The 20,984-nt window shown below is 70.2% G+C and carries 21 protein-coding genes; 7 read left to right on the forward strand and 14 right to left on the reverse strand.

The genetic code is table 11. The features are described from left to right. Nucleotides 1-148: 148 nt before the first annotated feature. Genes ABT304_RS04105 through ABT304_RS04120 form a run of 4 tightly spaced genes read right to left on the reverse strand, consistent with a single transcriptional unit; the run spans nt 149 to nt 2,835 of the window. Nucleotides 149-799: an HD domain-containing protein gene (locus tag ABT304_RS04105; RefSeq protein ID WP_350713454.1), complete on the reverse strand. Its 651-nt coding sequence runs from the start codon at nt 797-799 to the stop codon at nt 149-151. A gap of 27 nt (nt 800-826) precedes the next feature. Then, entirely contained in the window at nt 827-1,507 is a 681-nt protein-coding gene (locus tag ABT304_RS04110; RefSeq protein WP_350713455.1) for an ankyrin repeat domain-containing protein, read from the reverse strand. 19 nt (nt 1,508-1,526) lie between these two features. After that, entirely contained in the window at nt 1,527-2,216 is a 690-nt protein-coding gene (locus tag ABT304_RS04115; protein ID WP_350713456.1) for a demethylmenaquinone methyltransferase, read from the reverse strand. A 37-nt stretch (nt 2,217-2,253) separates the two neighbouring features. After that, on the reverse strand, nt 2,254-2,835 hold the full coding sequence (locus ABT304_RS04120) for a hypothetical protein (RefSeq protein WP_350713457.1): 582 nt from the start codon (nt 2,833-2,835) through the stop codon (nt 2,254-2,256). A gap of 105 nt (nt 2,836-2,940) precedes the next feature. Here ABT304_RS04120 and ABT304_RS04125 point away from each other — a divergent pair, with 105 nt between their 5' ends. Genes ABT304_RS04125 through ABT304_RS04140 form a run of 4 tightly spaced genes read left to right on the forward strand, consistent with a single transcriptional unit; the run spans nt 2,941 to nt 5,627 of the window. Beyond that, nucleotides 2,941-4,191: an isochorismate synthase gene (locus ABT304_RS04125; protein ID WP_350713458.1), complete on the forward strand. Its 1,251-nt coding sequence runs from the start codon at nt 2,941-2,943 to the stop codon at nt 4,189-4,191. Between the two features lie 9 nt (nt 4,192-4,200). Beyond that, the gene (locus ABT304_RS04130) at nt 4,201-4,692 is read left to right on the forward strand and encodes a hypothetical protein (protein WP_350713459.1); all 492 of its coding nucleotides are present in this window, start codon (nt 4,201-4,203) and stop codon (nt 4,690-4,692) included. Between the two features lie 24 nt (nt 4,693-4,716). After that, complete coding sequence (locus ABT304_RS04135) at nt 4,717-5,349, forward strand: MBL fold metallo-hydrolase (protein ID WP_350713460.1); 633 nt, start codon at nt 4,717-4,719, stop codon at nt 5,347-5,349. Next, a complete protein-coding gene (locus ABT304_RS04140; RefSeq protein WP_350713461.1) occupies nt 5,349-5,627 on the forward strand; it encodes a YciI family protein in 279 nt (92 codons plus the stop codon). The genes ABT304_RS04135 and ABT304_RS04140 overlap by 1 nt, the downstream gene beginning before the upstream one ends. Before the next feature lie 28 nt (nt 5,628-5,655). Here ABT304_RS04140 and ABT304_RS04145 read toward each other — a convergent pair whose 3' ends face one another. After that, the gene (locus ABT304_RS04145; RefSeq protein WP_350713462.1) at nt 5,656-6,486 is read right to left on the reverse strand and encodes a GH25 family lysozyme; all 831 of its coding nucleotides are present in this window, start codon (nt 6,484-6,486) and stop codon (nt 5,656-5,658) included. Nucleotides 6,487-6,697: 211 nt separating this feature from the next. Here ABT304_RS04145 and ABT304_RS04150 point away from each other — a divergent pair, with 211 nt between their 5' ends. The 3 genes from ABT304_RS04150 to ABT304_RS04160 are packed head-to-tail and all read left to right on the forward strand — an operon-like array spanning nt 6,698 to nt 8,108. After that, nucleotides 6,698-7,057, forward strand: a complete 360-nt coding sequence (locus tag ABT304_RS04150; RefSeq protein ID WP_350713463.1) for an ArsR/SmtB family transcription factor — start codon at nt 6,698-6,700, stop codon at nt 7,055-7,057. Next, a complete protein-coding gene (locus ABT304_RS04155; RefSeq protein ID WP_160025693.1) occupies nt 7,054-7,542 on the forward strand; it encodes an SRPBCC family protein in 489 nt (162 codons plus the stop codon). The genes ABT304_RS04150 and ABT304_RS04155 overlap by 4 nt, the downstream gene beginning before the upstream one ends. After that, nucleotides 7,539-8,108: a TIGR03086 family metal-binding protein gene (locus ABT304_RS04160; RefSeq protein WP_350713464.1), complete on the forward strand. Its 570-nt coding sequence runs from the start codon at nt 7,539-7,541 to the stop codon at nt 8,106-8,108. The genes ABT304_RS04155 and ABT304_RS04160 overlap by 4 nt, the downstream gene beginning before the upstream one ends. 1 nt (nt 8,109) lies before the next feature. Here ABT304_RS04160 and ABT304_RS04165 read toward each other — a convergent pair whose 3' ends face one another. From ABT304_RS04165 to ABT304_RS04205, 9 genes are all read right to left on the reverse strand, one after another. Further along, on the reverse strand, nt 8,110-8,454 hold the full coding sequence (locus tag ABT304_RS04165) for a hypothetical protein (protein ID WP_350713465.1): 345 nt from the start codon (nt 8,452-8,454) through the stop codon (nt 8,110-8,112). A gap of 35 nt (nt 8,455-8,489) precedes the next feature. Beyond that, on the reverse strand, nt 8,490-10,094 hold the full coding sequence (menD, locus tag ABT304_RS04170; RefSeq protein WP_350713466.1) for a 2-succinyl-5-enolpyruvyl-6-hydroxy-3-cyclohexene-1-carboxylic-acid synthase: 1,605 nt from the start codon (nt 10,092-10,094) through the stop codon (nt 8,490-8,492). A gap of 99 nt (nt 10,095-10,193) precedes the next feature. Next, nucleotides 10,194-11,162 carry an o-succinylbenzoate synthase gene (locus tag ABT304_RS04175; RefSeq protein WP_350713467.1) on the reverse strand — a complete coding sequence of 323 codons (969 nt, stop codon included), beginning with the start codon at nt 11,160-11,162 and terminating at the stop codon, nt 10,194-10,196. Continuing rightward, complete coding sequence (locus tag ABT304_RS04180) at nt 11,159-12,202, reverse strand: AMP-binding protein (protein ID WP_350713468.1); 1,044 nt, start codon at nt 12,200-12,202, stop codon at nt 11,159-11,161. Before ABT304_RS04180 ends, ABT304_RS04175 begins: the two co-directional genes overlap by 4 nt. Before the next feature lie 179 nt (nt 12,203-12,381). Continuing rightward, entirely contained in the window at nt 12,382-14,325 is a 1,944-nt protein-coding gene (locus ABT304_RS04185; RefSeq protein WP_350713469.1) for a peptidoglycan DD-metalloendopeptidase family protein, read from the reverse strand. Between the two features lies 1 nt (nt 14,326). Further along, entirely contained in the window at nt 14,327-14,794 is a 468-nt protein-coding gene (locus ABT304_RS04190; protein ID WP_350713470.1) for a hypothetical protein, read from the reverse strand. Nucleotides 14,795-14,856: 62 nt separating this feature from the next. Continuing rightward, entirely contained in the window at nt 14,857-16,989 is a 2,133-nt protein-coding gene (locus tag ABT304_RS04195) for a hypothetical protein (RefSeq protein WP_350713471.1), read from the reverse strand. After that, on the reverse strand, nt 16,989-19,712 hold the full coding sequence (locus tag ABT304_RS04200; protein ID WP_160025703.1) for an ATP-binding protein: 2,724 nt from the start codon (nt 19,710-19,712) through the stop codon (nt 16,989-16,991). The genes ABT304_RS04195 and ABT304_RS04200 overlap by 1 nt, the downstream gene beginning before the upstream one ends. Then, nucleotides 19,709-20,965, reverse strand: coding sequence for a hypothetical protein (locus ABT304_RS04205; RefSeq protein ID WP_350713472.1), 1,257 nt, complete (start codon nt 20,963-20,965; stop codon nt 19,709-19,711). The genes ABT304_RS04200 and ABT304_RS04205 overlap by 4 nt, the downstream gene beginning before the upstream one ends. Nucleotides 20,966-20,984 lie beyond the last annotated feature (19 nt).

Raw genomic sequence — 20,984 nt, forward strand, 5'->3', positions numbered from 1 at the left:
TCTCCAAGGTCGAGCGCAGCGTACCGGATACCCAGGAGGGGATACCGAGCTTTCCATTTGACCCGCTCAGGCCGCCGAGTCGGCTCGTCATGACGAGCCGACTCGGCCCGGTTTCCCGTCAGGATGCGCCGACTCGGCGGGATCGGGGTCAGTCGGGGTCGGGGCGGATCCAGCCCTTGGCGAGGCCCGCGCGGACGATGGCGTCGGTGGCTTCGCCGAGAGTCGTGCTCGCAGCGACGACGCCGGCCTCACGGGCCCGGACACGGGACTCGGTGGCACCGGGCATGCTCCAGGTGCCGCCGCGGTTGAGCCAGTTGAGGAGCATCGGCTCGAGGCGGTCCATGGCCTTGCAGAAGCGCGCCTCGGGGGTCTGAGCGGCCTCGAACTCGTCCCACAGGGCACGGATCTCACCCGCCTGATCCGGCGGCAGCATCGTGAAGAGCCGCTCGGCGGCAGCGATCTCGCGCTCGACCTGGTCGACCACCGCGGCGGCGTCGAAGACAGGGCTGTCGCCGGCGTAGATCTCGACCATGTCGTGGATGATGACGAGCTTGATCGCGTGCCCGACGTCGATCGGCTCATCGGCGTACTCGGCGAGCAGCAGCACCATCAGCGCCAGGTGCCAGGAGTGCTCGGCGTCGTTCTCACGCCGGTCGGCCGCGGCCAGCGGTGAGGCACGCAGGATCGTCTTGAGCTTGTCGGCCTCGGCGATGAACTCCAGCTGAGCCCGCAGCCGGCCGCCGATCTCGTCCGGGAGTGGGTTCAGGTCGATGATCAGGTCGGCAGTCGAGTCGTCCATGGGACGACCTTCGCATGCCGCTCGGCGTCAGCGAACGGGGAGGGCGGGAACGGCGCGCTTGGAGCGGCTCACGTAGGCCGACCCCTCCGGGCCGACGACGACGTAGGAGTCGCCCAGCCGGGAGTTGTACTCCAGGTGGGCGCGACCCCAGAACATCCCGATCCGGATGCCGCCGTACATCCCCGGGGCGGTGAACCAGGCCTCGTCGGGGCCGCCCTCCTCGGAGATGAGCCGTACGTCGAACGTACGCAGCTGGTGCTCGCCGCGGAACTCGGCGGTCAGCTCCGCGAGCGTCGTGTTCACGTGGAGGTTGACGTTCTCGAGGTTGTCGCCGAGCGGCGTGCCGGGGCGGAAGTAGGGGTCGAGCATGTCGAGCAGGTGGTCGTGACCGCGTCGCTGGGCGAGCTGGTAGGGCGTCTCACCGTGGGCAGTGGGGAGCGAACGCACCCCACCCAGCGAGAGCAGCTCCTGGACGGTCTCCCGCGGGGCACCGAGGTAGGCGGCGTGGTGGAGCGGCGTGAACATCGACTCACCGCCGATCTTCCAGGTGTTGACGCCGACGGTGTAGTCGTTGCGCACCTGCGAGAGCGCGCGACGCCAGTCACCCTGTGCGGCCGCGTCGGTGAGTGAGTCCCTGGCCTTGACCGCTGCGGGCCCGTAGGCCTCGCGAGGCATCAAGATGCCGTCCCATGGCAACGTCGTGGTCATAGTTGAACTTTCGCAGAGATCAAGCGGTTGCGTGATGAAGTGCGACGATTCCACCCGAGAGGTTCGTCCAGGTCGGCGCCTGCCAACCCGCTGCGGAGAGCATGGCGGCGAGGCCTGCCTGGTCGGGCCATGCGCGGATGGACTCGGCGAGATAGACGTAGGCGTCCGGGGAGGACGATACCGCCCGAGCGACCGGCGGCAAGGCCTTCATCAGGTATTCCACGTAGACCGTTCGGAAGGGCTTCCAGGTCGGGTGCGAGAACTCGCAGACCACGATCCGGCCACCGGGGCGGGTCACCCGGCGCAGCTCACGCAGGCCCGCAGCCGGGTCGACGATGTTGCGCAGGCCGAACGAGATCGTCACAGCGTCGAAGGTCGAGTCGCGGTAGGGCAGCTTGGTGCCGTCGCCGGCCGTGAACGGCAGGTGGGGCTTGGCCTTCTTGCCGACCTGGAGCATCCCGATGGAGAAGTCGGTCGGGACCACCTCGGCACCCGCGTCCAGGAACGGCTGGGACGAGGTGCCGGTGCCGGCGGCGAGGTCGAGCACGAGCTCGCCCGGCTTCGGGGCGACGGCCTTGATGACCTCGCGTCGCCAGCGTCGGTCCTGGCCGAGGGAGAGCACGTCGTTGGTCACGTCGTAGCGCTTGGCCACGGCGTCGAACATCCGACGTACCTCGCCGGGCTGCTTGTCCAGATCTGCTCGGGTCACGGGCTGATTCTGTCTCGGTCTGCGTCCGGGACCGAACTCAGGCGAGCTTCTCGAAGATCTCGTCGGCGTACTTCGCCGCGTCCTTCTTCGAGGCAGCGGTCGCCTGGACGGTCAGGTCGTTGGACGCGTGCGAGCACGTCGCCTGGGTCTGACCGGTCTGCTGGTCGGCGCTGGAGTAGCAGACGTTGTCGCCCACCTTGGAGACCTCGCCACCGCCGTAGTAGGCGCTGCCGTCACCGGCGAAGGCGCGGATCATCACGGACTTCTTCATGTCCTTGGTGATGTAGGTGCGCGAAGCCATCGAGAACCCGAGGGCGTCGGACACGTTGCGGTCCTCCGTCTTCGAGCTGGCGGCGTTCTGCTTGATGAACAGGTCCAGCTGCTCCTCGGACGCGCCCTGCTTCTTGATCACGCCGAGGTCGTAGGAGGACTTCTGGTCCGCCGGCTTGTAGCCGCCCGACAGCGTCTCCGGAAGCGTGATCTTCACGCCCGAGTGGGATTCGGAGTCGCCAACCCACCGTGGCAGGCCGACGCCCAGCACGACGAAGAGGGCCAAGGCGATGATGCCGAGGGTGATGCCGTTCTCTGCGATGAACGACTGCTCTTTGTTGGTACTCACGCCAGCGCACGCTACAACCCATATGGTCATATGTGGCAACCCGGGGCGGATGCCATACATCACTTCGACTCGTCCTCGCCGACACCACGCCGATACCCTGGGCGTGTGAATGAGTCTGAGCAGCCGTCCCTGGTAGCCACCACCGTGGCACTCGATGCCGGGTCGGAGACGCTCGACGACCTGCTCGCGCTGCTGCCCGCCCGCCGGCGCGTTCTGTCCTGGGTCCGCCACGGCGAGGGCCTGGTCGGATGGGGCACCGCCGCCGAGATCCGTACGTCCGGACCGGAGCGGTTCGCGCACGCGACCAAGTGGTTCGAGGAGCTGGCGGCGGTCTCCACGGTCTCCGATCCCGTGCGCGAGCCCGGCACCGGCCTGGTCGGCTTCGGCTCCTTCGCCTTCTCGGACCTGCCGGGATTCTCCGTCCTCAAGGTGCCCGCGGTCATCGTGGGCAAGCGAGGCGACACGGCCTGGGTCACCACCGTCGGCCCGGCCGCCACACCACCCCCCGACCTGACTCCGATGCCGGAGCCGGAGGCGCCGCGCGACGTCGTCTTCGCCGATGCGTACGTCGATGGCGAGCACTGGATGCGGATCGTCGCCGACGCCGTCACCCGGCTCCAGCACGGAGACCTCGACAAGGTCGTCCTGGCCCGCGATCTGCTGGCCGCGGCCAGCGCGCCGATCGACATCCGCGCTGTGCTGCGGCGGTTGGCCGCTGCGTACCCGACCTGCTGGACGTTCCACGTCGACGACCTCTTCGGCGCGACCCCCGAGCTGCTCGTACGCCGCGAGCGCGGCCTGGTCACCTCCCGCGTGCTCGCCGGCACGATCTGGCCGACGGGCGAGGAGGACTTCGACCACGCCCTCGCCGCGTCGCTGGCGGAGTCCTCGAAGAACCTCGAGGAGCACGAGTACGCCGCCAGGTCGGTCGCCGACGCGCTGGAGCCGCACTGCTCCTCGATGAACGTGCCCGACGCGCCCTTCGTGCTCAAGCTCCCCAACGTGATGCACCTGGCCACCGACATCACCGGCGTGGCCAGCGACGGGGTCAGCTCGCTCGATCTGGCCGCCGCACTGCACCCCTCGGCCGCCGTCGGTGGCACCCCGCGCGAGGACGCCGTCGCGCTCATCGCCGAGATCGAGTCGATGGAGCGCGCCCGCTACGCCGGTCCGGTCGGTTGGATGGACGCCACCGGCGACGGCGAGTGGGGCATCGCGCTGCGTACGGCCGAGATGATCGACGACCGCACCGCCCGCCTCTTCGCCGGCTGCGGCATCGTGGCGAGCTCCGACCCGGAGACCGAGCTGGCCGAGACGCAGGCCAAGTTCGTCCCGATTCGGGACGCGCTGTCTTAACCTCCGTTCATGGAGAACTCGGACGGCCTCATCCGCACAGCCCTGCGTGAAGGAGAGGAGACCGCCGACCGGCTGGCACGTACGCAGCTGCTCACGATCCCGTTCCTGATCGTCGCGATGATCTCGGTGCCGGCCTTCCGGATCGTCCACGACGACGGCGAGGAAGGCGACAGCTACGGCTTCTGGTCGGCGATCGCGTGGTTGGGCGACCGCCCCGACGATGCCCCGGGCGCCTACAAGCTGCTGATCATCGCTGCGGTGCTGACGATCCTCTTCGCCGTGGCGGCCGCGGCGATGGGCCTCTACCTCGCCTACTCCCGAAGCAACCATCCCGGGATCGAGACGGCGATCGCGATCGTGGCGGGGGCGCTGCCGAGCGCCATCGCCACAATCGGCGTCGTGGCCCTGCCGGACGACTCCGCGGTGCGGATGGGCTGGGGCGTACTCCTTCCGGTCTTCCTCGGCCTGTGGCTGGCCAACATGGTCCGCTCCGAGGTCTAACCCGGCCGCGATAGATTCGGCGGCATGAGGATCACGAAGTTCGGCCATGCCTGTGTCCGGATCGAGCACGACGGGGCGGTGGTCGTCGTCGACCCCGGCGTGTTCACCCAGCCCGAGGCGCTGGACGGCGCGACGGCGGTGCTGATCACCCACGAGCACCCCGACCACTACAACCCGGCCCTCCTGGAGGGCAGCGACGCCCCGATCTACACGATCGGCGCGGTCGCGGCGCAGATCCAGAAGGGTGCCCCCGCGGTCCACGAGCGGACCACGGTGGTGAAGCCGGGCGAGTCGTTCGACGCCGGGCTCCCGGTCACCGCGATCAACGAGAAGCACGCGGTCATCCACGCCGACCTGCCCCACTTCGACAACTCGGGCTACCTGATCCAGGCCGGAGACACCAAGATCTTCCACCCGGGCGACGCGCTCGACGGCCCCGGCCAGGCCGTGGACGTACTCTTCCTGCCGGTCTCCGCACCGTGGGCGCGCTCGGCCGAGCTGATCGACTTCGCCCGCTCCGTCGGTGCCTCGAAGACCGTCGCGATCCACGACCGGGTCTACTCCGAGGCCGGCTCGGGCATCTTCGACACCCAGGCGGCCGCGCTGATCCCGGCCGAGCGCGGCTACGTACGGCTCGCGGACGGGGCCGACCTCTGATGGCTCTCGTCGCAGTCCTGTACGCCTACAACGACCTTCCTGACGTACGTGCCGAGCATCTCGACGCACATCGTGGGTTCCTGGCGAGCCAGGACAACCTGGTCCTCTCCGGCCCTACCTCCGACGGCGGCGGCCTGCTCGTCTTCGAGGGCGACACCGCCACGGTCGAGGCGGCCGTGGACGAGGACCCGTTCCTCGCGGTCGGGCTGATCAAGGAGCGTCGCGTCTTCGAGTGGACCCCGGTCCTCGGTTCCTGGAAGACCCAGCTGGGCCTGTGAGGACCGGGGGGCCACCCCCGACGAGGAATCACCCCAGGGCGAGCGCCTGCAGGCGTTCGTACGCGCCGTTGAAGGTGTTCTGGTCCAGCGGTGACGAGGTGTACTGCCAGAACGTGTAGTAGCCCCAGCCTGCGGGCAGGGTGCCCGGCGTGCTGGCGTAGCGCGCGATCCAGAGCGGGTGGGCGCTGGCGAACTGCGAGGTGTTGCCGGTGCAGGTCGTCCACCAGTCGGTGGTCGTGTAGATGACCGCGTCACGCCCGGTGCGGGCGCGGTAGCGGTCCAGGAACGCCGCGATCCACGAGCGCATCGACGCCTGGGAGAGGCCGTAGCAGGTGCCGCCGCTGTAGGGGTTGTACTCGATGTCGAGCACCCCGGGAAGTGTCTTCCCGTCGGCCGACCAGCCGCCGCCGTTGTTGACGAAGTAGTCGGCCTGCGCCGCGCCGCCCGAGTCGGACGGGTTGGCAAAGTGGTAGGCGCCGCGGATGAAGCCCTGGTTGTAGGAGCCGTTGTACTGCTGCGGGAAGTAGGTGCTGTTCCGGTAGTAGGTGCCCTCGGTCGCCTTGATGTAGGCGAACCGCTTCCCCTGACCCCACCAGTAGGCCCAGTCGACGTTGCCCTGGTGGCCGGAGACGTCGATGCCGCTCACGGTCGCCTGCGCGGTGATCGGGGTGTCGTTGGCGGTGCCGCCCGTGGCGTTCGAGCCGGGCGTCGACCAGCCGACGTACGCGCCGTGCTCCATCGTGACGCCGTGGGACCTCGCCTTCTGGGTGAGATGGCGGTCGTCCTTCTCGGCGGCGCCTGCGGACTGGGTCGGGGAGAGGGAGAGGGCGAGGAGAAGACCGGCGGCAATCGCGGTCACTCTCATGGATCTGCGGCGCGAAGGACTCATGGGGCTGCCTTTCCCGAGGAGGAGACGTGCACTGAGAAGCGTCGTGACTGGGAAACATGGTGCCGCAACCGATGTCCCCCGGGGAATGTTTTCCAGTAAGGAGATTACTCAACCAAACAGTTGACAACGGCGGGCGACGCGACCTAGCCTCGTTATCAACCAAATGGTTGAGGAGTAGCAGATGAGCGAGGACAGACTCTCCCGAGTCTTTGCGGCCCTGGCGGACCCGACCCGGCGCGACCTGGTCGCCCGGCTCTCGTCCGCCGACGCGACGGTCGGCGAGCTGGCGGCACCCTATGACGTCAGCCTCCAGGCGGTCTCCAAGCACCTCAAGGTGCTCGAGGACGCCGGCCTGGTGAGCCGGGAGTCGCGCCGCGCCCCCGTACGTCTCGAAGCGGAGGTGTTCGACCTCATGACCAAGTGGATCGAGAGATATCAGCAGCAGGCCGAGGAGCGCTACCAGCGCTTGGACGCACTGCTGGCCGAGATGCAGGAAAGCACGCCATCACGAGAATCAACACGAACAGAGGACGCATCATGACCACCACGAAGCACGAGACCACGATCGAGGCCTCCAAGGAGACCCCGACGATCACCATCGTCCGCGAGTTCGACGCTCCCCCGGAGCTCGTCTTCCGCGCCCACGCCGAGAAGGAGCTGTACGCCAAGTGGCTCGGCCCGCGCGACGTCGGCATGCACATCACCACCTGGGACTTCCGCACCGGCGGCTCCTGGGCCTACTCCGCAGAGCGCGACGGTGACGAGTTCACCCAGTTCTTCGGCAGCTTCCACGAGGTGCGCGAGAACGAGCGCATCGTGCAGACCTTCACCTGGCGCGGCGCACCCGACGGGGCCTCGCTGGAGTACCTCACCCTCGAGCCGCTCCCCGGCGGCCGCACCCGGCTGACCGGCCTCAGCGTCGTGGAGTCCTTCGAGACCCAGGCCGCGATCATGGCCAGCGGCATGGAGAAGGGTGTCCTCCAGGGCTACGAGCAGCTCGACGAGCTCCTCGCGGAGCTCTCGTGAGCTCCCCCGATCTGAGCAGGAGCGAGCAGCACGCGTACGACGCGGCCCGGTTCGCCACGATCGTCGGCTCCGCCGCCCCCGAGGCCTGGGCCCGCCCCAGCCCGGTGGCGGCCTGGACCGCGCTCGATGTCGTCACTCACCTGGTCGAGTGGCCACGCGACTTCCTCCGCGGATCGGCCGGGGTGGATCTTGCGCCGCTCGACATCGCTGCGGACCCGGTCGCCGCCTGGAAGACCCACACCGCCGACATCCAAGGGCTCTTCGACGACCCCGCCGGCCGGATGGTCTCCAACCCGCACATGGGCGACAAGCCGCTCGACATGGCGCTCTCGGAGATCTACACCCCCGACATCTGGATGCACTCCTGGGACCTGTCCCGCGCCCTGGGGCGCGACTTCGACCTCGGCGCCGAGCGTGCCGCGGCGATGCTGGCCGCCGCTGCGACCATGGAGGACGCCATGCGCGCCTCGGGCCAGTTCGGTCCTCGCGTCGACGTCCCGGCCGATGCGACTCCGCAGGAGCAGCTCCTCGGCTTCATCGGCCGAGACCCGTACTGGCGGGCCTGAGTCAGGACAGCGTCAGCGAGCCGACGCCGGAGGTGTAGTGGGTCGCGTACGTCAGCTGGACCGCCTCCGCGCCGGGTGAGAGCAGGATCGTGGCGGCCTGCTGGATGTAGTCACCCTCGACGTGGACGCTGACGTGGCAGGCCCGCTCGGCGGGGATCTCGAAGGAGACGGTGCCCCAGTAGACGACGTACTGCCGGCCGTCGATGCTCGCAATCGGCGGCAGCTTGCCGGGATTGTTGGCCAGCATCTTGTTTCCGCTGGTCAGGTGGAGCACCAGGATGCGCTTCGCGCCGGTGTAGTACTCGACGTAGGGCACCACGCCCGGCCACTGTGGCTGTTCGGTCACGGGCACACTGTGCCATGGCCGATCGAGTCAGTGGCTCAGGAGCGGGCGAGCGCGCGGATCGCCAGGTCGAGCTCTCGACGGCCGTCCCGGGAGACGACCGCCTCGACGACCTCGATGCCGCCGTTCGGGGAGGCGAGGGCGGCCTCGAGCTCGGGCGCTGAGGTGACCGCGAGGTGCGGGATGCGGTGGGCGGCGCAAAGCGACTCCAGCGAGGTCCCGTGCGGGGTGCCGAAGAGGCGCTCGAAGCTGTCGGCGTAGTCGTCGGCGCCCTGCTCGAGGGAGGCGAAGATCGAGCCGCCGTCGTCGTTGGCGACGACGATGGTGAGGTCCGGGCGGACCTCCTCGGGACCGAGCAGGAGACCACCGGCGTCGTGCAGGAAGGTGACGTCGCCCATCAGCGCGAGCGCGCGCGTCGAGGACTCGCGGCCGACGGCGGCACCGATCGCGGTGGAGACGATGCCGTCGATGCCGGCCAGGCCACGGTTGGCCAGCACCTTCCGGCGCCCGCCGACGCGGTTGGGCCGCATCATCAGGTCCAGGTCGCGTACGGGATTCGAGGGGCCGAGCATCAGCAGCCCACCGTCGGGCAGAGCGCGAGCGACGCAGCCGGCGACGTCGTACGCCGTCATCTGCTGCTGCTCGTGGAGCAGCCGGTCCACCTGGCGACCGAGGGCGCGGTCGGCCTCGCGCCACTCCTCCAGCCACGCCGGGTCGGGCTCACCCTCGACGTGGAGCCGGGTGCGGATCGTGCGGTCGACCCGGAACGGGCGCGCGGGCCAGACCCCCTCGACGGGGGCCGCGATGATCTCGATGTCGGCGCGGGCGAGCAGGTTGGTGACCGGCCGGGAGAGGGTCGGGTGGCCGTAGACGACGACCCGCTCGATCCGTTCGGCGAGCGGTGACTCGAGCAGCAGCCGGTAGGAGCGCAGCGCGTTATCGCCGGTGCGCGCGCCCGAGGAGGGCTCGGCGAGCAGCGGCCAGCCGCCGTCCTGGGCGAGGATCCGCGACGGCGGGCCGGCGTCGTCACCGGCGACGACGACCGTGCGCGGCGTCCCGGGGCCGGTCGGGATCGACTCGTGGATCATCAGCTCGGGGCGCGGCGGGGCCGGGCGGGCCTCGATGGTCCCCGGCTGCCAGCGGTCGGGCGGGGTCAGCGGGTCGTCGAGCTGGATGTTCCAGTGGACCGGGCCGCGTGCGGAGTCGAGCGCCGCGATGTCGTTCTCGTCGGGTGCGTCGACCAGGTCGCGGGTCTCCACCAGCCGGCCGAAGATGCCGACCTGGTCGGTGACCTGGTTGGCGCCAGTCTCCCGGAGCCGCGCCGGCCGGTCGGCCGTGACGACAGCCAGGGGCGCCCCGGCATGAGCGGCCTCGAGCACCGACGGATGCAGGTTGGCGACCGCGGTGCCGGAGGTGCACATCACCGCCGCGCGCGAGCCGACCTTGGTCAGGCCGAGTGCGAAGAAGCCGGCGGAGCGCTCATCGATCCGGGTGTGGAGACGTACCAGCCCCGCTCGCGACGCGTCGAGAACGGCGAACGACAGCGGTGCGTTGCGCGATCCGGGCGCGATGACGATGTCGGTGACGCGCGCCTCGAGGAGCGCGGTGACGACCGCCCGGGCGAGCTCAGTAGCTGTTGGCATTCATCCTCCTCGGGGCATTTTCCCGCCATGGCGGGGAAATGCGGCAACCAGGGCGACGGGCACCGCGCAGAATCCCGCCATGGCGGGAAAGTGGTCGACTCACCGAAGCGTTCCCCGGTAGGCACGCACGTCGGCCAGGCGCTGGCGCCAGAACTCCGCGCGCACCGAGGTCGCCTGCAGCGCCCGATCGGCGAGCAGGCGCTCGGGCGAGGGCGACGCCGGGAGCACCGGCAGCACCCCGCCGTGCGGGAGGAGCGGCGTCGCGGCGATGTCCTCGGTGAACATCGAGACCGTGCCGAGCCCGCAGGCGTAGGGCAGCTCAGGCAGTGCCGCCGCGAGGGCGACCCCGGCGGCCATCCCGACCGAGGTCTCCAGCGCCGAGGAGACCACGCATGGCAGCCCGATGTCCTCGGCGATCCGCAGACAGGCGCGTACGCCGCCCAGCGGCTGCACCTTCAGCACCGCCACGTCGGCGGCCTCGAGGTCGCGTACGCGATAGGGGTCCGCGGCCCGCCGGATCGACTCGTCCGCGGCGATCGGGACACCGACCTTGCGACGTACGTCAGCGAGCTCCTCGACGGTGGCGCAGGGCTGCTCGACGTACTCGAGCCCGCCCGCGGCCCTGTCGAGCACGCCGATCGCGGCGAGCGCCTCGTCGACCGTCCAGAGACCGTTGACATCGATCCGCACCTTGCCGGCGGGGCCGAGGGCATCCCGGACCGCCTCGACGCGGGCGATGTCGTCGGCCAGGCTCTGGCCTGGGTCGGCGACCTTGACCTTGGCGGTCGCGCACCCGGAGCGGGTCACGATCTCGTGGGCGCGCTCCGGACCGACCGCCGGCACGGTCGCGTTGACGGGCACGCTCTCACGTACGGGCGTCGGCCATTCCCCCGCGGCCGCCTCCTCGGCGCAGCGCAGCCAGGGCTCGATCTCAGGGGTGTCGTAGTCGAGGAACGGCGACCACTCGCCCCATCCCCCGGAGCCCTCGAAGACGAGGCCCTCGCGCTCCGTGATCCCCCGGAAGCGAGTCGTCATCGGCAGGGCGAAGACGTGGCCCTGGGCGGTCATCGTGCCTCCGCGTCGTCGGTCGTCGCCAGCGCGAGCAGAGCCTGCCGGTGGGGCTTGCCGTTGCCGAGGAGCGGGATCTCGTCGAGCACGACGACCTGTCGCGGCGCCCAGGAGCGCGGATGCTCAGCGGCGACCCACTCGCGCACGGTGCCGGCGTCGATGTCGCCGACGACGAAGGCGACCAGGCGCTGGCCCCACTCCTCGTCGGGGGTGCCGAGGGCCTCCGCGGCCTCGACGTCCGGGTGTTCGCGGAGCCGCCTGGCGACGAGCGCCGCCGGGACCTTCACGCCGCCGGTGATGACCATGTCGTCGATGCGGCCGAGGATCCGGAGCCGGCCGTCCTCGTCCAGGGTGCCGGCGTCGGAGGTGAGGAACCAGCCGTCCACCAGGGAGTTCGCGGTCTGCTCGGGGTCGTCCTGATAGCCGTCGAAGAGCATCGGTCCGCTGATCCGGACCCGGCCGTCGGTGCCGATCGCGATCCCGACCCCGTCCAGCGGCATCGCGTCGTAGACGCACCCGCCACAGGTCTCGGCGGACCCATAGGTGGCGACGACGTTGACCCCGGCCTCCCTGGCCCGGGACCGTAGTGACGGGTCGATCGGGCCGCCACCGAGCAGCACGGTGTTGAACTCGGAGATCGCGGCGAGGTCCTCACCACCGGCCTCGAGAAACCGGTGCAGCTGGGTCGGCACCATCGAGACGAACCGCGGCCCGTCCACCATCGCCGCGACCGCATCCGCGAACGTCGCGAAGCGCGGCGAGAAGACCACCGGCTCGTGCCCGGCGAGCAGTGAGCGGGCGATCACGTTGGCCCCGGCGACGTACGTCTCCGGCAGCATCAGCAGCCACTGCCCGCTCGCGCCGAGGCGCCGCGCCGAGGCGTCCGCGGATGCCTTCACCGCTGCTCGGGACAACATGACCCGCTTCGGCGTCCCGGTGGATCCGGATGTCTCGACGATCCATGGATCGGGCTCGTCGCCCGCGAGCCACTCGCCCATCAATGCGACGGCCGCTTCCCTCCCTTCGGCCGCCTCGTTCATGCCCCCAACGCTATCCCCACGCGCTGCGCGGCCTCTGTCGGACCCAGCCGAGGCGTCAGCCCCGTCGCGCGAAGCGTCAGCCCCGTCGCCCGAAGCGTCAGCTGATCCGAGTGCGCAAGGTCGCGCCAACTCGGCCGACGCAAGTGACGCCTCGACCCACGTAACTGACGCCTCGGCAGTTATTGGCCGCGGATGTTGAAGTCGCCGACGAGGCCGTGGTGGTCGGACTCCAGCTTGAACGTGGCGTGGCGGGTGGGAGTGGCGGTGGCGCTCGAGCCGAGGAGCCAGTCGATGGTGCCGCCGCCGTCGTGGGTGGCCCAGCCCTGCGGAGGCGCGCCCAGGGTCTCGAAGGAGGAGGTCATCCCCGCCTTGGTCATCAACGGCTTCGGGCCCCACGGATCCCCGTCACCGCCGTTGCGCGGGTAGGGCGAGTTGAGGTCGCCGGCGACGAGGACAGGGCCGTACTTCTGCAGCCCCTGGGCCAGCCCGGCGAGCTTCGCGAAGCCGCGCTGGGCCTCGTTCTTACGCGCCTGCGCGCTGTTGGCCGGCGAGGTCATCGTGTGGGTCGAGATCACCGAGATGCGCCCGGAGCCGTCGCTGCTGGCGAGGACCACCCAGGTGGCGTACCTGTTGTCGTTCTTGACGCCGGTGACCGGCTTGGTGAGCTGGACGGTGCCCTTGTCGACCGCCACCCAGCGGTCGGTACGCCACATGACGACCGGGCTGAGAGCCTGGCTCCGGGTGCCGTACTCGTCCGCCGAGGCGCGATAGGTGCCGTAGCCGCGCACCGAGAGGTCGGAGACCGACCGTGACTGGGCCTCGTTCAGGGAGACGAAGTCGGGTCCGTGCTTCATGACCTCGGCCAGGTCGGAGCGGTATCTCGAGCTGGACATGGAGACCTTGATGTTGGCCTGCGCCAGGCGCACCTGCGGGCCGGAGACGGCGGCCGGGGAGGCGCCGACCTGCCCCGCACCGGGCAGCCCGGCGACCTGCTTGGTCGTCTCGAGGGTCTTGCCGATGTTCTTGTCCAGCCAGGCCGCCGGGTCTACCTGGTCCTGCAGGTAGCCGCCGCCGTGCGGGTGCACCTCGAAGTGGAGGTGGCAGCCGGTCGAGTTGCCCTCGCTGCCGACCTGCCCGATGACCTGCCCGGCCTTCACCGTCTGCCCCGCGGCCACCGAGAGCGACTGCATGTGGCCGTACCACGTGGTCAGGTTGCCGGGCGCTGTCTGCACCTTCACCAGCCAGCGTCCCGACCAGCCCCAGCTGCCGCCCGACTCGATCACGATGGTGCCGCCGTGGGCCGCCTGCACGGGCGTGCCGCACGGCGAGGAGTAGTCGTTGCCGGTGTGCATGTTGGCCCAGTTGGAGCCGGAGTTGCCGTAGTTGTCGTTGTCGACCGCGAGGCCGGCCTGGATGGGACGTACGACGCTGGTGCTGATCCCGGCCATGCCGATCGTGCAGGCCACGTCGGTCGCGGTGGCGGTCAGGTCGGCGGCCGAGACCCCGTCGGCGAGCGCGGCGACGAGGGCTCGCGCCTCGTCCTCGTGCTGGGCGTACGCCAACGGGAACGCCGAGCGCTGCACCGCCTGCGCCGCCGCGGTGACCTGCATCTTGCGCCAGCCCGGGATGTCGAGGAGGCCGGTGTTGCCGGTGTGGGCGGCCACGCCGTAGAACGCCTGGGCGGACTTGACCGGGTTCGTGATGTCGGCGACCGAGCCCCATCCGGAGACCGGACGCTGCTGGAAGAGACCCTGCGAGTCGCGGTCGCCGTAGTTGAGGTTGCGCAGAGTGCTCTCCTGCATGGCGGTCGCGAGCGCGATCACCCACCCGTAGGCGGGCACGCCGGACTGCTTGCCGACCGCCACGATCGTCCGGGCGTTCTGGATCTGCTCGGTGTCGAACCCGGCGATGCTGCCCTCGGGGATCTCACCGTCCGGCCCGAGGTTGCCGGCCGGGATCGCGTTGGTCCCGCCGACACAGCCCGACTCGGCCTGGTCCTGGGTGCTCTGCTCGGTGCTCGCCAGGCCACCGATGAGGATCACCAAGGCTCCCGTGACCACCAGGACGAGCGTGGCCGCCGCGGCCACGATCCCCCAGATCAGACGCGCCTTGAAGATCCACATGTCAGCCGCCGGGGAGGATGTTGGCGACGTACCAGACGTTGTCGACCAGCGTCAGGTAGACGATGACCTTGGGGCCATCCGTCGTGACCTCGACGCGTGCCTCACCGTCGGTCTGCTCGAGCACCTTCGCGGCGCCGACCACCTTGGTCGCCGGCACGGTCGCCGGGTCGGTGGTGCCCAGGGCCTGGGCGAGCGACTCGTCGGGGCGGGCGGCGTTGATCCCGGCCCACCATTCGTCGGTGGTCAGGTCGGGGCGGGCCCAGGCGGCGACGAACTTGGTCGCCAAAGGGGTCGGGTCCGGGACGGGTGCCGGCGAGCCGGTCGCGGAGGCGCTCTGCTGCGCCGACGCGGAACCCCTCTCGGGCTGGGCGGCCGGCTCGGCGTCGGGAGCGTCGCTCCACTGGGCGATGAGCCAGATGACGAAGACGATGCCGACAACCACCGAGAAGAACCGGAACGGCGACCTCATGGGCCACCTCAGCACCGGCGCGATGACCTCCCACAGCACACCACGCGTCGTTGTCGACCGCACTACCGGGCTCCTCCTTCAGACCAGCTCGGACCGTTGTCGACGGGCACCGAGCGGTTCCCGTTCGGTGAGTAGATGACGAAGACCGCGTTGCCGTCGGCGTCGTAGTCCACGTTGGCCTCCGCCACCGGCGACTGTCGCGGTGGCTCCGGCTCGCGGTCGGCGTAGGCGCCTGCGGTGTAGTCGACCGGGCTCGGCGCCTCGGGACGGTCGTTGTTGTAGACCTGCCCGGCGGCGAACCCAGGGCGGGCCTCGTCGCGGAAGGACGGCTCGTCGCGCTCGACGGAGCGCGAGTCGAACCACTGGCCGGCCACCCGCTCGCCTTCCTCGCCGCTCATCGAGGACCCCAGGGCGTACGTCGGTGTGGCGCTCGCGCTCGCCCCGGCGCCCAGCGCTCCGGCGGCCGACACCGGAGCCTGGTTGGGCACCTGCTCGGCGACCATCGTCGGTCGCCTGCCGGTCAGCTCGTGTCCGGGCATGTAGACACCGCCGGGGCTCGAGACCGATCCGGTGCCTGCCGGGCCACCGCTGGGGACGGGCGGCCGGTCGGCGTTCGCGTCGCTGACCCCGGCCTCGGCGCCCGCCCGGGTGCCGACGTACGAGGAGAGCATCGAGGTGAGCCGGCCCATGCCCGGCAGCGGGATCCCGTAGGCGGCCGGTCGGGTCAGGCGCCAGGCCAGCACGGTCAGCACCGCGATCAGCCCCAGCTTCAGCACGAACCACATCGTCGAGGTCAAGATCGCCGAGTCCAGCCGCAGCAGCAACAACGCGACCAGGAAGTAGATCGGGCCCATCACCAACGGACCCACCACCCGCTTCAGCATCGCCACCGCCGCGTCCCGGGTGTGGTCCAGCATGAACAACACCCCCGCCGCCGGCGCGAACGGCACGATCAACCGGATCAACGCGAACGACAACAAGATCGCCAGCCCGGCCACCAGCAAGAACCCACACACCACCACGACCACGGCCAGGTTCACCAACGCCGTGGTCGCCCGCTGCGACCAGTGCTCACCCTTGAAGTACTCATACGCCACCGGATCGGACTTCTTGACCGCCTCCGCGTGCTCCTTGAAGGCGTCCTGCTTGGCCTCCAGGACCTTCTTGCCCTCGCCGTTGGGGTCCTTGCGGTAGGTGTCGTACTCCTGCCAGGAGAAGTGCGTGGACCGGAACACCCGTGGACCGTACGTCTTCGCGGTAGCCGAGTCCGGATCACCGAAGGCACCGGCCAGCCAGGTGCGGTACTGCGTCGAGCGCACCACCTCGTCCATCTGGCCGTCCACGGCCTCGACCGCATCGGTCTCACCGAACTTGTCGTCGTTGACCCCGGGCACCGTACGACCGTCGTTGAACCCGGTCGCGATCATCCCCGTCGCCGACCGGACCCCGTCATCGACCAGCTTGGTCGACTCCACCGGATACTGGATCAGCCACGAGGTCACCACCAGCACGCCCAGCGCCCAACCCGCCGCCGTGACCGCCCGCGCGAACCGGCCATCACGCGCCCGGATCATCACCGTCGCCGCCACCAGCAGCAACACCACGCTCACCCACGGCGCCCACACCCCGTTCGTGACCGCCTCCGAGGCCGCCACGATCGGATCGTCCAACGCCTTGAGGAAGGAGTTCTCACCGATCACCGCGTTCAACAACGCATGCGACCAGTTCGGCAGGATCCCCGAGATCTCCAACATGATGTTGCCGATCGAGGTCCCCGCCCCCGCGACGAACTGCCCCGTGCACCCGTTGTCGTACGTCCACCACTGCGGCGTGGTCCCGTAGGCCGACTCCAGCGAGACCTCGTCCTTGTTGCGGAACGGATCCAGCTCGTCGTCGATCTCCTTCGGGTCGTTCAGCTCGGTGCCCGCCTTCGACGCCGCCCCCAACGCCGTCATCCGCACGATGAAGCTGCCATCCCCGTAAGGAGAGGCCGGCATCGGCGCGTCCAGGTTGTTGCACGCATCGCTCACACCCGAGAGACCACCCGTCGGATCGAACGGGATCGGGATGTCGATCCCCTTCGGCCCCGCAGCCGCCGCCGGCCCGGCGACGGACAGCAGAGCAACCACGAGTACGACGAGGGCAGCCGCCCTACGGCGCAGGGGTGTCCTGTGGTGAGCGGAGCGCGGCTGCATCAGCCGATCCCATCCCCGGAAATCTCAGACGTGGCGAGATCGACCGGCTCGCCGCCGATGGCTCGACTGACGCGGCGGGTGGGGTCGGCGGTGGTGTTGAGCGCCTCCTGCAGACCCGGGTGGTGGTTGAGGGTGACCTTGATGATCTCCATACCGCCGTGACCGGTGTCGCCACCGAGGCCGTCGCGGTAGATGAACTCGCGGTAGCCGAGCTGCTCGTCGCCGCGCCTGGTGCGCGGTGAGAGCCGCGCCAGGATCGACTCGTAGCCGAGCCCCTCGGGCTTGCCGAGCAGCTTGAGCGCGTCACGCTGGGCGCTCTCGTCCTGCGTACGTCCCACGAAGGCCGCCCCGACGAAGTTGTTGATGTCGGAGCCCAGGATCGCGGAGGCGTTCTGGGTCGAGACCAGCGCGGCGCAGTTGTTCTTGCGGGAGTCGCTGGAGAGCTTGTGGACGAGGGCGCGACCGGTGCCGCCGGAGGCCTGGGTGACCTCGTGGGCCTCGTCGAGCGCGAACAGCTTCCGCTCGTTGGGGTCGCTGCGGTAGATCAGGTGCAGCGCGGACCAGGCGGCGAGCGTCATGATCGGACGCGCCATCTGCTCCTCGGCGCTCCACTCCTCGCGTGGCACGTGCTCGGGCGGGGTGTTGAGTCCCTTGAGGTTGTAGAAGGTGAACGGCGTGCCCTTCAGCTCCTCGTCGGACTGGAGGAAGTCGTTGCCGAAGAAGAGGCGGCCGAGCTCGCGCTCGCGGGCGGCGGCGAGCTCGCGGCCGATCTCGTGGTCGCCACCGTCGCCCTCGAAGAGCATCTTCACGATCGTCGAGGTGTCGGCGCCGCGGTCGGCCTGCGCCTCCATGACGCGGGCGCGGATGCGCTTGAGCACCTCTTCGTTGTTGGCCAGGCCGACCGGAAGGCAGGAGCGGAGCACCGAGACGGTCAGATCGCGGCGCTGTTGCACGGCGGCCGACCGCTCCCGGTGGAGCCGCTCGGCGAACTCGTGGTCCGACATCGCCTCGGCCCGGATCAGCTCCGGGTTGGGGTCGGGGACGACTGCGTACGGCGACAGGCTTCCCGGACGGCCGCCTAGGACGTCCACGCTGCGGGCGCGTGCCGGCACCTGCTGGCCGTTGAAGATTCCGCCGCCGATCTCGGGCAGCGTCATCAGCCGCTGCAGTCGTCCCGCCGGGTCCATGGCGACGCCGTGGATGCCGGACAGGATCGACATGTAGATGACGACACCCATCAGGGTCGACTTTCCGGATCCGGGCGTGCCGACGAGCGGGATCAGGCCGGCCTGCTCCATGACCTCGGTGAGGTACCACGGGTCCATCAGCACGGCCCGGGACGCCATCGCGGAGGTCTCGCCGAGGTAGAACCCGCGCTTGTCGCCGACCTCGGCGGTGACCGCCGGCAGCCCGGCGGCGACCTTGAGCACCGGGAACTTCCGGGCATGAGCGGTCGAGGCGAGCGGCTCGCCCGGGACGAACTCGCGAGCCAGGTGATACTGCCCCAGCTGGCGGGTGATCTTGATCTGGGGCCGATAGAGGTCGACCACCTTCTGCGCCTTGTCGAGCGCCTCAGCCTCGCTGCGGCCGGTGACGGCGATCCGGTACCAGCCCCTGGTGCGGGTGGACAGGCCCGTGAACTCCGAGCGCATCTCGTCCTCGACGTCGGCGGCCCGGCCGGCCTGACGGGAGAGCTGCTTCGGAGGCCGCTTGCCGTGGTCCTCGGACCAGTGGCTGACCTGGCCGTCGATGCGGCGGGTCAGGGACGCCATCTCGCGGGAGACGTCCTCCGGCGAGCGGGGCTCGACCCGGAACGACCACTCCACCGGGAAGCCGAGGGCGTCGGTCTTCGCCATCCACGGCGCGTGGGTCTCCGGGACCTCGATGTCGCCGATCCGGGAGACCGTCAGCACGCACACGTGGCTGGTCTCCTGGCGGCCGCCGATGCTGCTGGTGACCTGCACGGTCGGTGCCAGCGGCTCTGCGGACCAGGCGACCGACTCGAACCACTCGGCCATATCGTCGGTGTCGAGGAAGTTCTGCTGGGCCTCGCCCGGCTCGGGCACCGGGATCTTGGCGCCCAGGGAGAGCGAACGGGCGATCATCCACTCCATGTCGTGACCGACCGCCGGCCGCGCCGAGAAGCCCGGGCGCGACATCACCCGGTTGACCGTGTCGAGGCGCTCGCTGATCGCAGCCATCTCACGCTCGGCGGCGCCGGCGGAGAACTTCGCCAGCGTCCTCACCGTCGCGTCGCGGCGGCCGAGGTCGACGCCGTAGTAGACGAGCTTGTCGGCCTGGCTGTGGGCGGCCATGTGGGCCTGGTTGCGCGCCATCATCTCCTCGAACCCGGGCTGCGGGTCGGGAGCGTTGGCGAACGCGGCGTGCGCCCAGTGACGTACGGGATAGGGGCGGGTGGTGACCCGGCCGTGGACCGTGTTGCCGACCAGGTCGGCCAGCTGGCTCGCCTGGTCGGTGATCAGGGCCTCGAGGTCGGAGTGGGCGCGGAACGACCAGGTCTGCGGCTCGGCGAGGTACCAGGCGATGATGCGGTCGCTGGTGAAGGTCAGGTGACCGCGCACCTCCTCCAGCGCCCACTTGTCGCCTCTGGGCTCACGGACGCCCTTCGAGTCGTCGCCGCCCCGGCCGAAGACGCTCTTGCGTCCCGGCTTGGGCTTCTCGAAGCCAGGCCCGTAGGCCCGCTCCGTTCGCGGCCGCCTCATGCGGTTCCTCCGTCGTTGGGTGCGTCGTCGCCGTCGAGGCGCTTGCGGTAGTCGTCCACACTCTGCGGGCGCCCGTCAGGCACCGCCCGCTCGTCCTGATTGTCCCTGGGACGGGTACCTCCCGAGGGCGCATCGTCGAAGTCGTCCCATTCGTCGGCACCGTCCCACTCGTCGACGTCGTCGAACCGTGGCTCCGGTGCGATCACCACTGCCGGCCTGACCGCGTGCGAGAGCGGCAGCCGGGCGGGCTTGGGTGCCGGCTCCGGCGCAGGCTTCGGTTCGGTCTTCGGTTCGGCCGTCGGGGCAGGCTGTTGGGCCGCCGGCGCCGCCGGGGCCGCCGCAGGCGGTGGCGGAGGAGGTGGCGAGGGTGGCGCAGTGGGCGGTGGCGACTGCGCCGGGGGCGGAGGCGGCGGTGCAGCGGAGGTCTCGGCAGCCGGAGCCGGGGGCGCGGGTGGAGCGGCCGGCGCGGCCTGGGTCTTCGGCTCGGTCGGCTCGGGGGACGGCTGCGGGCGCGACACGGGCTGCTCCGGCTCCTGCCGGGCCTGCCACGGCGCGCCGCCCTTCCACGGAACGTCGCGGGGCTCACGCGGCGAGGAGGACGGCCGGCTCGACCAGCCACCCTTCGCCGGACGTACGCCGGTGACCTGCTGCTGCCTCGCAGGCTGAGCCTCGGGCTGGACCGAGAGATGGGCCGGGAGCGGCTCCTCGACGACCTTCGCCTCGATCACCGGCCGCACGGGCGCGGCCTTGCCGCGCACCGGCTGGGTCTGGACGCGGGTCTGGACGCTCGGGGTCGAGGCGACGACCGTCGCCTCCAGCAACCTCGGCGAGGATGTGGCGCCCGGCTGCTGCGCGAACCGCCGGCCGGGCCGTCGCATGGCCTTCGCCCAGCCGCCGCGAGGGCTCGTGGCGTGCCGGAAGGCGACCGCCGCGCCGCCTGCGTACTGGGCACTGGTCTCCACGCGCGGCGTGGTCAGCTCGTGCCAGAAGGTCATCAGCCAGGCGCCGGCCGAGCTCTCCGAGCTGATGTAGTCGGAGGCCTTCATCGAGAGGAAGGAGGCGCCGATCAGCCACAGCCCCATGCTGAGCAGCGTCACCGGCATGCCGAGCTTGCGCAGCAGCACAAGCGTCAAAGGTGCGATCACCAGAAAGAGGAAGATGGTGCGATAACGCATCTCCCCGATGTAGCGACGAGGGGGACCGAGATAGGTCTGGTCGACCTCGTACAGCTCGTCGTCGTCAGGCAGCCTCATCCCCGAGATCCCTCCCTGG

It is taken from the genome of Nocardioides sp. NPDC000445 (assembly GCF_040300245.1).
Taxonomy (GTDB): Bacteria; Actinomycetota; Actinomycetes; order Propionibacteriales; family Nocardioidaceae; genus Nocardioides.